General features: G+C 64.5%; 11 protein-coding genes. 8 read left to right on the top strand and 3 right to left on the bottom strand.

The window, feature by feature from the left end; translation table 11 throughout:
• Positions 1-24: 24 nt before the first annotated feature.
• Complete coding sequence (locus AAFG13_RS40595) at positions 25-1,731, bottom strand: HAMP domain-containing methyl-accepting chemotaxis protein (protein WP_342710484.1); 1,707 nt, start codon at positions 1,729-1,731, stop codon at positions 25-27.
• 84 nt (positions 1,732-1,815) lie between these two features.
• The gene (locus AAFG13_RS40600) at positions 1,816-1,986 is read right to left on the bottom strand and encodes a hypothetical protein (protein WP_342710485.1); all 171 of its coding nucleotides are present in this window, start codon (positions 1,984-1,986) and stop codon (positions 1,816-1,818) included.
• 92 nt (positions 1,987-2,078) lie between these two features.
• Between AAFG13_RS40600 and AAFG13_RS40605 the strand changes: the two genes are divergently transcribed.
• The 4 genes from AAFG13_RS40605 to AAFG13_RS40620 all read left to right on the top strand — a co-directional run bounded on the left by AAFG13_RS40605 (position 2,079) and on the right by AAFG13_RS40620 (position 8,557).
• On the top strand, positions 2,079-3,461 hold the full coding sequence (locus tag AAFG13_RS40605; RefSeq protein ID WP_342710486.1) for an ethanolamine ammonia-lyase subunit EutB: 1,383 nt from the start codon (positions 2,079-2,081) through the stop codon (positions 3,459-3,461).
• Between the two features lie 128 nt (positions 3,462-3,589).
• Positions 3,590-5,176: a B12-binding domain-containing radical SAM protein gene (locus AAFG13_RS40610; RefSeq protein WP_342710487.1), complete on the top strand. Its 1,587-nt coding sequence runs from the start codon at positions 3,590-3,592 to the stop codon at positions 5,174-5,176.
• A 4-nt stretch (positions 5,177-5,180) separates the two neighbouring features.
• Positions 5,181-5,975: an ethanolamine ammonia-lyase subunit EutC gene (gene eutC / locus AAFG13_RS40615; RefSeq protein WP_342710488.1), complete on the top strand. Its 795-nt coding sequence runs from the start codon at positions 5,181-5,183 to the stop codon at positions 5,973-5,975.
• Between the two features lie 197 nt (positions 5,976-6,172).
• Positions 6,173-8,557, top strand: a complete 2,385-nt coding sequence (locus AAFG13_RS40620; protein ID WP_212311121.1) for an MMPL family transporter — start codon at positions 6,173-6,175, stop codon at positions 8,555-8,557.
• A gap of 92 nt (positions 8,558-8,649) precedes the next feature.
• Here the strand turns inward: AAFG13_RS40620 and AAFG13_RS40625 are convergent, their stop codons facing one another.
• Entirely contained in the window at positions 8,650-9,153 is a 504-nt protein-coding gene (locus AAFG13_RS40625) for a hypothetical protein (RefSeq protein ID WP_212311120.1), read from the bottom strand.
• Positions 9,154-9,558: 405 nt separating this feature from the next.
• Between AAFG13_RS40625 and AAFG13_RS40630 the strand changes: the two genes are divergently transcribed.
• The 4 genes from AAFG13_RS40630 to hpnE all read left to right on the top strand — a co-directional run bounded on the left by AAFG13_RS40630 (position 9,559) and on the right by hpnE (position 12,953).
• Positions 9,559-9,795, top strand: coding sequence for a hypothetical protein (locus AAFG13_RS40630; RefSeq protein WP_097670565.1), 237 nt, complete (start codon positions 9,559-9,561; stop codon positions 9,793-9,795).
• Between the two features lie 196 nt (positions 9,796-9,991).
• Positions 9,992-10,870, top strand: a complete 879-nt coding sequence (hpnC, locus tag AAFG13_RS40635; RefSeq protein WP_212311119.1) for a squalene synthase HpnC — start codon at positions 9,992-9,994, stop codon at positions 10,868-10,870.
• Positions 10,867-11,703, top strand: coding sequence for a presqualene diphosphate synthase HpnD (gene hpnD / locus AAFG13_RS40640; RefSeq protein WP_212311118.1), 837 nt, complete (start codon positions 10,867-10,869; stop codon positions 11,701-11,703). Before hpnC ends, hpnD begins: the two co-directional genes overlap by 4 nt.
• Positions 11,703-12,953, top strand: coding sequence for a hydroxysqualene dehydroxylase HpnE (hpnE, locus tag AAFG13_RS40645; protein ID WP_212311117.1), 1,251 nt, complete (start codon positions 11,703-11,705; stop codon positions 12,951-12,953). The genes hpnD and hpnE overlap by 1 nt, the downstream gene beginning before the upstream one ends.
• Positions 12,954-12,957: the final 4 nt, after the last annotated feature.

Here is a 12,957-nt window from a genome sequence, read left to right on the forward strand (position 1 = left end):
GCCCGGACAGATCGGCTGATCCGTTCAGGTTCCGGTCCGTCGCAGATCCTCGGCGGCGTCGCTGCGCAGGTTGCGGAAGAACTGCTCGACCTCGCGCGACAGCGTCTCGGCGGTTGCGGTCAGGTCGTTCGATGCCGCGAGCACCGATTCTGCCGCCTTGCTGGTCTGGTCCATGTCGTCGCGGAGCGAGCCGACATTCGTGACCAGGGTTTCGTTGCCCTGGGCGGCCATCTGCGCGTTGGCGGAGATTTCGCGCGTGGCGGCATCCTGCTGGCCAATCGCGCTTGCGATGTTGGCGGTGACGTTGCTGATCTCGCGCACCGCCTGGCCGATCTCGCGCACCGCGGCCACCGAGTTGCGGGTCGAGGTCTGGATCAGGCCGACATTCTCGCTGATCTCGGCGGTTGCCTTGGCGGTCTGCCCGGCAAGCGCCTTGACCTCGTGCGCGACGACCGCGAAGCCGCGTCCGGCATCGCCCGCGCGGGCGGCTTCGATGGTGGCGTTGAGCGCGAGCAGGTTGGTCTGCTCGGCGATCGCCTGGATCAGGTTCAGCACACCGTCGATGCGCTGCGTGGTGGCGGCAAGGCTCTCGATCTCGGTGATCGACCGGTCGGTGCGCGCACCTGCCTGATCGACCGCCCCCGACGACTGCTTGACCTGGCGGCCGATTTCCTCGACCGAGGCGGAGAGCTCTTCGGCTGCGCTCGCCACCGCAGACACGTTGCTCGAGGCCTGTTCGGTCGCGCCTGCCGCCGCAACCGTCCGGCCGCTGGCGTCCGCCGCGACGGTGGCGATGCTCTGCGCGGTTTGACGCATCGTCGCAGCGTTGTCGTGTACCGCGCGGAGCACCTCACCGATGGTGCCGCGGAACGTCTCGACGAAGCTTTCGATATGCCGGCCGCGGGCGTCGCGAGCCTCGGAGTCCTGCACGACTTGCGCGTTCAGGCTGCGATTGCGGTCCATCGCCTCCTGGAAGACCTTGATGGCGCGTGCCAGTGCGCCGATTTCATCGCTGCGCCCGACGTGCGGCACGTCGACATGATCGGCGCCCTCGGCGACGTGCTTGATGGTCGTTGTGATCTGCGACAGTGGCCGCGCCACCGAGCGGGCGATGATCAGCACGCCGAGCACCACCACAATCAGGGCCGCCGCGCCGAGCCCGGTCAGCAGCAGCGCCAGCTCGCGGTTGGTGTCGGTCTGCTGCGCCAGCTTCTTGCTGCGCTCGGCGTAGACCTTGGACAGCGCCTCGAGGTCCTTGTTCAGTGCGGTGCGCACGTCGCGATTGGCGTCGTTGTCGCCCCACTCGCGCCCGGCAGCGGCGCCGATTTCGATGCCGCGGCGGACCAGCTCTTTGCGGAATTCGATGAATTGCTCGATGCGCTTCTTGAACACCGCGAACTGCGCGGCGTCGTCGGCCTGCACCAGGGTCTCCCAGTTCCTCACCACGCCGAGGATGCGGTCGTTGAACGCCAGCAGCCCGTCGCCGTACTTCTTCACCGCCGGAGGTTCGGTCGACATGTAGATGCCGCGGGATTCCATCACCACCGCGTAAACCAGCGAGTTGACCCGCTCGACATTGAGCGCGGCGCGGCTTGCGAGGTCGACGGCCGCGGTCAGCTCGGCATTGCGCCGCGCGTTGTAGTCGGACAGGACGGTGATGGCTGCGGTCAGCGCCGCAATCAGCGCAAACGTCGAGTACAGCCTGGCAGCAAGCGAGAATCGGGATGCCATTGGAGGCCGGGATGTGGAGATCGGGGATGTGGCGGGGGACGGCATTGCGGGCACTCCAAGAGGCCGGGGAGTACCTTCGGCCAATTAAAGCTTATGCAAAATCTTCATGGATAATTTCTTAACGCGTGCGTTCTGTGCCGCCGCAACCGTTAAAATATCTAAATCATACCAATGTCTTATGAGGTACACCGCAGCGAGCGGGTGGCGGCGCCTTGCCGCCGTGTTGAATGACGGACCGCCATCATCATCATTCATCAACATCCCCCGGCGCACCGGGCGAAGCTGATGGCACGACTTTCGCAAAGAGGTGCTAGGTTGCGCCGTCCCCAGCCTCGACGCGAATCCCCATGCTCTATCGTCACACCATCGACGCCACCAGTTATGCATTCGACGATCTGCGCATCCTGCTTGCCAAGGCCTCGCCGCTGCGGTCTGGCGACCGTTTGGCCGGCATCGCGGCCGACAGCGCCGCGGAGATGATCGCCGCGCGGCTGGCGCTTGCCAACGTTCCGCTCAAGCAATTCCTCGATGAGCCTGTCATCCCCTATGAGGACGATGAAGTCACCCGCCTGATCCTCGACAGCCACGACGTTGCCGGCTTCCTGCCGGTGTCGTCGCTCACCGTCGGCGGCTTCCGCGACTGGCTGCTGTCGGATGTCGCCACCAGTGAGGTGATCAACCGGATCTCGCGCGGCATCACGCCGGAGATGGCGGCGGCAGTGTCGAAGCTGATGCGCAACCAGGATCTGATCCTGGTCGCGAAGAAATGCGAGGTGACGACCCGCTTCCGCAACACCATCGGCTTGCGCGGGCGAATGAGCACGCGACTGCAGCCGAACCATCCGTTCGACGATGCCAAGGGCATCACCGCCTCGATCCTCGACGGGCTGCTGCTCGGATCGGGCGACGCTTGCATCGGCATCAATCCGGCGAGCGACGATCCGAACGTCATCGGCACCCTGCTGCGGCTGCTGGACGACGTCATCACCCGGCTCGGGATTCCGACGCAGGGCTGCGTGCTGACCCATGTCACGACCACGCTCGGCCTGATCGGGCAGGGGCTGCCGGTCGACCTCGTGTTCCAGTCGATCGCTGGCACCGAGGCGGCCAACCGCAGTTTCGGCGTCGACCTCTCGTTGCTCCGGGAGGCACGGGAAGCCGGGCTGTCGCTCCACCGCGGCACGGTCGGCGACAACGTCATGTATTTCGAGACCGGGCAGGGCTCGGCACTTTCGGCCAACGCCCATCACCAGGTCGACCAGCAGACCTGCGAGGCTCGGGCCTATGCGGTGGCGCGGGCGTTCGATCCGCTGCTCGTCAACAGCGTGGTCGGCTTCATCGGTCCGGAATACCTCTATGACGGCAAGGAAATCATCCGCGCCGGGCTCGAGGATCACTTCTGCGGCAAGCTGCTCGGCCTGCCGCTCGGGATCGACGTCTGCTACACCAACCACGCCGAAGCCGATCAGGACGACATGGACAATCTCCTGACGCTGCTTGCGGCCGCCGGCGTGAACTTCATCATGGGCGTGCCGGGCGCCGATGACGTGATGCTGAACTATCAGTCGACATCGTTTCACGATGCGCTCTACATCCGCGACCTGTTCGGCCTGAAGCGGGCGCCCGAATTCGACGACTGGCTGGCGCGCGTCGGCCTTGCCGGGCAGGATTTCCGCCTCGTTGCCGATGCGGGGCAGCTGCCCGAGCTCGCCGCCAGGCTGTTGACCTGACGGGATAGCGAAATTCTGCAGAGCAACTATCTCACCGTTGTGACGTTGGTAAGCGCCACAATGTTGAGGAATTTCTGGCCCAGCGTTCCACGCTATGGTTAGATTTGCGGGTGCTTCGGGGTCGATTGATGAGAGCTGAGGGCATAAAGACAGCACGGCGTATCCTCTGCGTCTTTCCGCGCTATACGTCGTCCTTTGGGACCTTCGAGCACTCCTATCCTCTGACCGACGGCGTCAAGGCGTTCATGCCGCCGCAGGGCCTGCTGCTGATCGCCGCATACCTCCCCGAGAACTGGCCGGTCCGCTTCGTCGACGAGAATCTGCGTCCGGCCACAGCGGAGGATTTCGAGTGGGCGGAAGCCGTGTTCGTCAGCGGTATGCACATCCAGCGCCAGCAGATGAACGATATCTGCCACCGTGCGCATGACCATGACCTGGTGGTCGCGATCGGCGGTCCGTCGGTCAGTGCCTGTCCGGACTACTATCCCGCATTCGACTACCTTCATGTCGGCGAGCTCGGCGATGCGACCAATGAGCTGATCAGGCGTCTGGAGCAGGACACCAGTCGTCCCGACGAGCAGGTGGTGCTGAAGACCATCGACCGCCTGCCGATGACGGAATTCCCGCTGCCGGCCTATGAGCTCGCCGAAACCAAGAAGTACTTCCTCGGCAGCATCCAGTTCTCCTCGGGCTGCCCCTATCAGTGCGAGTTCTGCGACATCCCCGGGCTCTATGGCCGCAATCCGCGGCTGAAGTCGCCGCAGCAGATCATCGCCGAACTCGACAAGCTGCGCGCCTGCGGCGCGACCGACACCGTCTATTTCGTCGACGACAACTTCATCGGCAACCGCAAGGCGGCGAGCGAGCTGCTGCCGCATCTGATCGAGTGGCAGAAGCGGACCGGCTATGTCACGCGCCTTGCCTGCGAGGCGACGCTCAACATCGCCAAGCGGCCCGAGATCCTGGAGAAGATGCGCGAGGCCTTCTTCGTGACGATCTTCGTCGGCATCGAGACGCCCGATCCCGACGCATTGAAGGCCATGCACAAGGATCAGAACATGATGGTTCCGATCCTGGAGGGCGTGCGCACCATCAACTCCTTCGGCATGGAGGTCGTCTCCGGCATCATCATGGGGCTCGATACCGACAAGCCCCAGACCGCTGACGCGCTGCTCTCCTTCGTCGAGGAGTCCCGGATTCCGCTTCTGACCATCAACCTGCTGCAGGCGCTGCCGAAGACGCCGCTGTGGGATCGGCTCGAAAAGGCAGGAAGGCTGGTCGATGACGAGGGCCGTGACTCCAATGTCGAGTTCCTGCTGCCCTACGAGGACGTGGTCAGCTCCTGGCGCAAATGCATGGAGATCGCCTACCAGCCCGAGAAGCTGTTCGAGCGCTATTTGCATCAATGCAACTACACCTATGCCAACCGCATCAAGGTGCCCGTCAGCCCGGAGATGAAGAGCTGGGCCAACATCCGGCGCGGCCTGATCATGCTGCGCAACATCTTCTGGAAGGTCGGCGTGCTCGGCGACTACAAGCGCGTGTTCTGGAAGTTTGCGCTCGGCCGGCTCAAGCGCGGCGACATTGAAGGGTTGATCTCGGCGACGCTGGTTGCGCATCATCTGATCACGTTTGCGCGTGCAGCCTCCAGCGGCCGGCAGAACGCCTCGAACTACTCGATCCGGCTGCGCGAGGCTTCCGTACCCGCCGAATGACAGCATGACCACACCGCCGGCGCCATTGCCCCCGTCGCTTTCCGATTTGCGCGATCTCACGCCGGCGCGCGTCGGTCTCGGCCGGTTCGGGGCCAGCCTGCCGACCGATGCGCTGCTCTCGTTCACGCTCGATCACGCCCGCGCCCGCGACGCCGTTCACGCAGCCTTCGATGTCAGCGGCATTACGGCCGGTCTTGCCGGCCTCGGCATCACGCCGCGCGAGGTGTCGAGCCAGGCGCCAGGCCGGCGCGACTATCTGCGCCGGCCCGATCTCGGACGCATGCTGGACTCAGCATCGCGACGGTCGCTGGAAGGGTGCGGCATCACCGCATGCTCCTGCGCCATTGTGATCGGCGACGGCCTGTCGCCGGCCGCGGTCAATGTGCACGCTGTCGAATTGATCCGGCATCTCTTGCCGCGGCTTGGGGCCGACAAGATCGACGCTGGTGCGATGATCGTCGCGTCAGGCGCGCGCGTCGCGCTCGGTGACGAGATCGGCGCCATCGTCGGCGCGCGCATGTTGGTGATGCTGATCGGCGAGCGGCCCGGCCTTTCCGCGCCCGACAGCCTTGGTGCCTATCTCACCTTCGCGCCGCGGATCGGCCTCACCGATGCCGACCGCAACTGCATCTCCAACATCCACCGTGCCGGGCTGAGCTATCCGGAAGCCGCACTCAGAATCTCGTGGCTTGTGCGCGAGGGACTGGCACGCCAGGTGACGGGGGTCGCGTTGAAAGATGAAAGCGGCGGTGGATCGTCACAGAATGCGCTACCGGGGTGTGACAAATCAGATACTTAATGGTGGGGATCAGCGGTTCCCCGCCGATTTGGTTCGACCCTCGCGCTTGCGAGCAAAGGTGCAGACAGGTAAAACACGCGCCGGTCAATATTCGCGTGTTTTCAAGGACTAGCGCCGATAAGCCGCGCTCACCCGCCTCATTCGCGCCCCTCGACCCAAGCTAGACAGATTGAGCCGTTTTCAGAACTGGACAGGGCATGCTCGAAAAGAACTCCGAAAGTCAGGTCCACGTCGAGAAGGTCGAAGAGCCGCGGTCGGGCCCCAGCATCGCGTTCGGGATCGAGCGTCTCGGCCTGATCCCGATGCGGGCGCCGATCCTGTCCTGTGTCGTGCTCGTCCTGTTGTTGATCGGCGCGGTGTTCGGCGTGCACCGGATCAAGATCGACGACTCGCTGTCGCAGCTGTTCCGTTCCGAATCAAAGGACTACAAGCAATATGAGGCGGTGACCAAGCGCTTCCCGGCGACCGAGTTCGACGTCCTCGTCGTGGTCGAAGGCAAGACGCTGCTCGAACGCGACAATCTCGGCAAGCTCCGTGACATGGTCACAGACCTGCAGCTCGTCGAGGGCGTGCGCGGCCTGGTGTCGCTGTTCTCGGCGCGCCAGGCGCCCGAGCCCGGCAAGCTGCCGGCGGCGCTGTTCCCCAATGAACTCCCCGAGGGCGCGGCCTATGACAAGTTCGTCGAGACCGTCAAAAGCAACGAGATCATCCGCGGCAAGCTGTTGTCGGAGGATGGCACGCTCGCGCTGGTCGTGCTGTCGCTCGAGCCGGAGGTGGTCGGCAGCAACAAGCTCAGCAAGGTGGTCGGCGACATCAGGAAGATCATGGCCGACGATCTCGGCGGCAGCGGGCTCAATGCCCAGCTGTCCGGCGTGCCGGTCATGCAGCTCGAGATCCGCAATGCGGTCGAGCGCGACGGCCTGACCTACAACATCCTAGGCATCCTCGCCGGCTGCGTCATCGCCATCATCTTCTTCCGCAAGATTTCCTTCATGGTGGCGGCGGCGTTCCCGCCGATGATCGCGATCCTGCTCGCGCTCGGCGGCCTCGGCTGGGCAAATTTCAATCTCAACATGTTCCTCAACGTGATGACGCCGCTCATCATGGTGATCAGCTTCTCCGACTCGATGCAGTTGACATTCGCGGCGCGCGATCGGCTGATCGCGGGCCAGGACAAGTTCACCGCGTTCAAGAACGCGGTGCTGGTGGTCGGCCCGGCCTGCGTGCTGACGCACGGCACGGCGGGGATTTCCTTCATCGCGTTGCAGTTCTCGGATTCCGACCTGATCCGCAAGTTCGGCGAGGCCGGGCTTGCGGCGACCATCATCGCGCTGGTCGCTGTGCTGTCGCTGGTGCCGGTGTTCGGCATCCTGCTGGTGCGCAACGAGAAGGTCTTCGCGGTCAAGTTCCAGAGCGCGGACGCCGGCGTGCAGGCGCTGCGCAATTTCTGCTACTGGATCGCGGTGCGCATGGTCGGCCGTCCCGGGCTGTTCAGCCTGCTCGCGCTGATCGTCGTCGGCGGCCTCGGCATCATCTACGCCAATCTGGAGCCGCGTTACCGACTCGCGGACCAGGTGCCGGACAAGCGGCAGGCGGTGGAGGCGTCGAGCCGTCTCGACGCCAAGCTGACCGGCGCCAATCCGGTCGACGTGCTGATCGAATTTCCCAAGGGCCAATCGCTCTACTCGCCGGAGACGCTGAAGACGATCGCCGACGTTCACGCGATGGTCGAGGACAGCGCCGGCGTCGGCAACGTCTGGTCGCTGGAAACCCTGCGGCGCTGGCTCGCCGAGAAGGCCGGCAGCAATGATGTCGCGACGCTGAAGGAATATGTCAGCGTGATTCCCGAGCATCTGGTGCGCCGCTTCATCTCGAAGGATCAGGATGCCGTCGTGGTGTCGGGCCGCGTCCCGGATCTCGATTCTAGCCAGCTGCTTCCGGTGGTGAACAAGCTCGATCACTCGCTGGACAAGGTGCGTGCCGAGCATCCCGGCTACGAGATCGCGGTCACCGGCCTGTCGGTGATTGCCGCGCGCAACAGCGCCAACATGATCGAGAAGCTCAACCGCGGCCTCACCGTGGAGTTCGCGCTGGTCGCGATCTTCATCGGGCTCGCGTTCCGCTCGGTCGTGGTGATGTTCTCCTGTATCCTGCCCGGCATCTTCCCGGTGGTGCTGTCAGGCACGGTGCTGTGGCTGCTCGGGGAGGGGCTGCAATTCGCCAGCGTCGTGGCGTTGACCGTGTCGTTCGGCCTCGGCCTCAGCGCCACCATCCACTTCCTCAATCGCCTGCGGCTGGAGACCAAGCCCGGTGTCACGCCGGAGCTTGCAGTGGAGCGCGCCACCGTGCTGGTCGGCCCCGCGCTGATCCTGACCACGGTGGTGCTGGCCTGCGGCCTCGTCGTCACCGTGTTCTCCGACCTGCCGTCGCTGCGGCTGTTCGGTTGGCTCAGCGCGTTCTCGATGGTCGCGGCCCTGGTCGCGGACCTCTTCATCCTGCGGCCGACCTCGATGTTCCTGATCAACCTGTCGCAAAAGCTCCGCGGCAAGGGCGGCCAACCGGCGCCGATTGAAAAGGCCTGATCGACGGGCAACAAAGACTCGCAACAAAAAGCCCGGTTCCGAAGTGCTCGGAACCGGGCTTTTTTTGTTTGCCTGCCAAATCGGCCGGAGGGTCAGGTCTTCGTCATGGTGATCGTGACGCCGCGGATCTCGCCCTTGGAGTCGATCTGCACGACCTGCTTGGAGCCGTTGGTCTGCAGGTTCAGGTTGGCGGCAAAGCCGGAGGCCTCGACGAACACGTCGATCCGCCCGCCGCCCGCGGTGCCCTGTAAATTGCCGAAGATGTTGCGGCTGGCCTCGCTCCAGTTGCCGGAGATCCGGTCGCCCTGGCTGGTGACGTCGCTGGAGAGGTCGAACTTGTAGCTGTCGCTCGCACAATGCAGCGACTGCTTCAGATTCATGCCCGATGGCGCGACCTTGTAGTCCGCCTTGCAACGAATGCGTTCGGTCGTGCCGTTGGACAACGCCACCGTGCCCGATCCGGTCCACGAGCCGGCAAAACCGGCAAACGGACCGCTGGCCTGGGCATGGACTGCGGAGGCAGACAGCATCAATGCGGCGCCGACGCCTACAGCTCTGAGGGCCTGACCATAAAGGCTGGAACCAAACAGTTTCATTGTGAATTTTCCCATCAAAATCAACGCTTCTTTCGCAAGAAAGCGTCTCGCCGCATCGAAGGTTTAGTGTCACCCAAGAATGTTAGGTTCAAACGACAGAAGCGGCGTGCGCGAGCCCTGTTGTCATCGAACAGAATCAGAAACCATTGGCCTCATGATGGCATGTAGCTTTGCGCGAGTGTGATCCGCAATACCCAAACGCGACAAAGTGATGGCATGAATCGTTGTGTTAAATCAATGGCTTAAGCAGGGGTTTACAGCGCCGCAAATTTAGCCGCATTTAGCAGTGCTTGTCGTCAATCCGTTGCCGCGTTACGTGGCGTCTGCAATCCCCAAAATCCGTCCCGGCCATGCCGAAACGCGTTTCGGGAACAGATTTTCTGCTGTCGGAAATGAAGGAATACGATGCGTAAATTTCTCCTGGCTGTTGCCGTGTTGTCGATCCCGCTCTCGTCCAGCGCCTTCGCCCAGCAGCAAGGGCGCGGTACGCCCGATGAGCAGAAGGCCTGCACGCGTGACGTGCAGCGTCACTGCCGTTCCGTGATCGATCAGGGCGACTTCACCATCCTCGCCTGTCTGCAGCAGAACCGCAGCAAGATCAGCGCCGCCTGCGACCAGGTGCTGAAGACCCACGGCCAATAAGACCGAATTCAGGTCTCAAGGGACCGCTATCAATACCGCGGCTGGCAGCCATGCCGGCCGCGGTCACATATGCTGGCGGTCACAGATAGCATTGGTTTTGGTGGCGTATTCCCCTATATGGGGCTCGCAAATCCCCCGCATGCGCCTGACCGTCCGCGCCTGCGTCGTGCCATGACCAGTGTAGCCCAAATTTCCCATGACCACCGCGAGCGACCTGCGATCCGGAAAGACCCACCGCGACGAGAATTTTCCGGTCGCGTCGTGGATCATTCATCCGCGGCATCGTGCCCTGATCCTGGCCTTCTACAATTTCGTCCGCACCGCCGACGATATCGCCGATCACGCCACGCTGCCCGCCGAAGAGAAGCTGCGCTATCTCGACCTCATGGAGGCCGAGCTGCTCGGCAATGGCGATAGCCAGAAGGAAGCGGTCAGCCTGCGCCGCGCCTTTGCCGAGCGCGGCATGCCGCCGCGGCATGCGCTCGACGTGCTGGTGGCGTTCCGGCTCGACGTCACCAAGCTGCGCTACGAAAACTGGGACGACGTGATCGATTATTGCCGTTACTCGGCGATGCCGGTCGGGCGCTTCATGCTCGACGTGCACGGCGAGGATATTTCGACCTGGGCGGCGTCGGACGCGCTCTGCGCCGGATTGCAGATCAACAACCATCTGCAGGACTGCGGCAAGGACTACCGGAACCTGAACCGCGTCTATCTTCCGCGCGATGCGCTGGCCGCTACGGGTGCGACCGTCGAGATGCTCGGCGAGGCGAAGTCGCAGCCGGCCCTGCTCAAATGCCTGCAGGCGCTCGCGCTGCGCACCGCGGCGCTGCTCGAGCAGAGCAAGTCGCTCGCCGCCGAAGTGAAGGATTTCCGGCTAGGGCTCGAGATCTCGGTGATCCAGGCGTTCGCCGACAAGATCGTCAACATGCTGAAGGTGCGCGACCCGCTCAGTGAGCGCGTGCATCTGGGCCCGGTCGAACTGCTGCTGCAGAGCCTTGGCGGCGTCGCCGGCGAGACGGCGCGGCGGGCGATCGGACGGCGTGCGGTCTCCAAGACGGCGGCAGGGGCATGAGTGCTGAGGCGGCGGCCAACGCAAATTACGGAAGCACCGCGTCGGGCAGCTCGTTCTATGCCGCGATGCGCATCCTGCCGCACGCGCAGCGCGAGGCGATGTTCCAGATCTACAGCTTCTGCCGGCAGGTCGACGACATCGCCGATTCCGACGGTCCGCGGCCGGAGCGCCTGGCCGCCTTGCAGCAGTGGCGCGAAGATATCGATGCGCTCTATGCGGGGCATCCGCCGGAGCGGCTGAGGGACTATGTCGCGTCGGTGAAGGCCTTCGGCCTGAAGCGCGAGGATTTCGTCGCGATCGTCGACGGCATGGAGATGGACGTGCCGCAGGACATCCGCGCGCCCGATCTTGCGACGCTCGACCTGTATTGCGATCGCGTCGCGAGCGCGGTCGGCCGGCTGTCGGTGCGCGTGTTCGGCCTGCCCGAGGAGGACGGCATCGAGCTCGCCTACCATCTCGGCCGCGCGCTGCAGCTCACCAACATCCTGCGCGACATCGACGAGGATGCCGGTCTCGGCCGGCTCTATCTGCCGCGCGAATGGCTCTGGCATGCCGGCATCACTAACAACGACCCGGCCCGCGTCACCGCCGACCGCGCGCTGCCGAAAGTCTGCGCGCCGCTTGCCGAGCGCGCCAAGATGCACTTCCAGAAGTCCGACGAGATCATGAAGCGCAATTCGCGCCGCGCGGTGCGTGCGCCGCGGATCATGTCGAAATACTACCGCGCGATCCTCGATCTCCTGATCGCGCGCGGCTTTGCCGCTCCGCGTGAGCCGGTGCGTGTGTCCAAGGCAGCCAAGATCGGCATTCTTCTTCGTTACGCGATCATCTGATGCAAAAGACCGTTCATATCATCGGTGCCGGTATTTCCGGCCTCTCCGCGGCCGTGCGGCTCGCCAATGGCGGCTACAAGGTTGCCGTCCACGAGGCGACGCAGCAGGCCGGCGGCCGCTGCCGTTCCTATTTCGATGCCGCCACCAATCTCACCATCGACAACGGCAACCATCTGCTGCTGTCGGGCAACCGCCATGCGCTGAGCTACGCGCGTTCGATCGGCACCGAGGCGGGCCTCGTGGGACCTGCGCGCGCGCAGTTTCCGTTCGTCGATCTGGCCACCGGCCAGCGCTGGCAGCTCGACCTCGGCGACTCCCGCCTGCCGCTGTGGGTGTTCGACGAGGCGCGCCGTGTCCCGGACACCGGCCTGCGCGATTATCTCGCATTGGCGCCGCTGGCCTGGGCCGGCACCGCGGCACTGGTCGGCAACACCATTCCCTGCAAGGGCACGCTGTATGACCGCCTGGTGCAGCCGCTGCTGCTCGCCGCATTGAACGTCGATCCGCCGGAGGGCTCGGCCGGGCTAGCCGGCGCCATCGTGCGCGAGACGCTGCTCGCCGGCGGGCAGGCCTGCCGTCCGCTGATCGCGCGTGATGGCCTGAGCTCGGTGCTGATCGAGCCGGCCGTGAAGCTGCTGCAGGAGCGGGGCCACAGCGTCCAGTTCAGTCACGAATTGCGTACGCTTGGCATATCGGGTGATCGCATTAGCGAGCTCGACTTCGGCGGTGGCGACAAGATCACGCTGGCGGCCGACGATGCCGTGGTGCTCGCGGTGCCGCCGCGCGCGGCGGCAACCCTGCTGCCCGGCCTGAAAACCCCGACCAAATTCCGCGCCATCGTGAACGCGCATTTCCGCGTCGATCCGCCGCGCGACGCCGCGCCCATTCTCGGCGTGGTCGGCGGCCTCGTGGAGTGGCTGTTCGCGTTCCCGCAGCGGCTGTCGGTTACGATCAGCAACGGCGACCGCCTGGTCGACATGCCGCGCGAGGAGCTCGCGCAGGCGATCTGGCGGGACATCTGCAAGGCATCCGGCGTTTCCGGCGACTTGCCGCCGTGGCAGATCGTGCGCGAGCGCCGCGCCACATTTGAGGCGACGCCGGAGCAGAACGCCCTGCGTCCGGGGCCCACGACGGCGCAAAAAAACCTGTTCCTTGCCGGCGACTGGACTGCTACCGGGTTGCCGGCAACCATCGAGGGGTCGGTGCGGTCGGGTGATCGCGCCGCAGATCTGGTTCTGGCCAGGCGCTAGATTC

The organism is Bradyrhizobium sp. B124 (genome assembly GCF_038967635.1).
Lineage (GTDB): Bacteria > Pseudomonadota > Alphaproteobacteria > Rhizobiales > Xanthobacteraceae > Bradyrhizobium.

Excerpts from the sequence above, each read along its gene's own strand:
- AAFG13_RS40595 (WP_342710484.1), bottom strand. The coding sequence starts at position 1,731 with ATGGCATCCCGATTCTCGCTTGCTGCCAGGCTGTACTCGACGTTTGCG.
- AAFG13_RS40600 (WP_342710485.1), bottom strand. The coding sequence starts at position 1,986 with ATGAATGATGATGATGGCGGTCCGTCATTCAACACGGCGGCAAGGCGC.
- AAFG13_RS40605 (WP_342710486.1), top strand. The coding sequence starts at position 2,079 with ATGCTCTATCGTCACACCATCGACGCCACCAGTTATGCATTCGACGAT.
- AAFG13_RS40610 (WP_342710487.1), top strand. The coding sequence starts at position 3,590 with ATGAGAGCTGAGGGCATAAAGACAGCACGGCGTATCCTCTGCGTCTTT.
- eutC (WP_342710488.1), top strand. The coding sequence starts at position 5,181 with ATGACCACACCGCCGGCGCCATTGCCCCCGTCGCTTTCCGATTTGCGC.
- AAFG13_RS40620 (WP_212311121.1), top strand. The coding sequence starts at position 6,173 with ATGCTCGAAAAGAACTCCGAAAGTCAGGTCCACGTCGAGAAGGTCGAA.
- AAFG13_RS40625 (WP_212311120.1), bottom strand. The coding sequence starts at position 9,153 with ATGAAACTGTTTGGTTCCAGCCTTTATGGTCAGGCCCTCAGAGCTGTA.
- AAFG13_RS40630 (WP_097670565.1), top strand. The coding sequence starts at position 9,559 with ATGCGTAAATTTCTCCTGGCTGTTGCCGTGTTGTCGATCCCGCTCTCG.
- hpnC (WP_212311119.1), top strand. The coding sequence starts at position 9,992 with ATGACCACCGCGAGCGACCTGCGATCCGGAAAGACCCACCGCGACGAG.
- hpnD (WP_212311118.1), top strand. The coding sequence starts at position 10,867 with ATGAGTGCTGAGGCGGCGGCCAACGCAAATTACGGAAGCACCGCGTCG.
- hpnE (WP_212311117.1), top strand. The coding sequence starts at position 11,703 with ATGCAAAAGACCGTTCATATCATCGGTGCCGGTATTTCCGGCCTCTCC.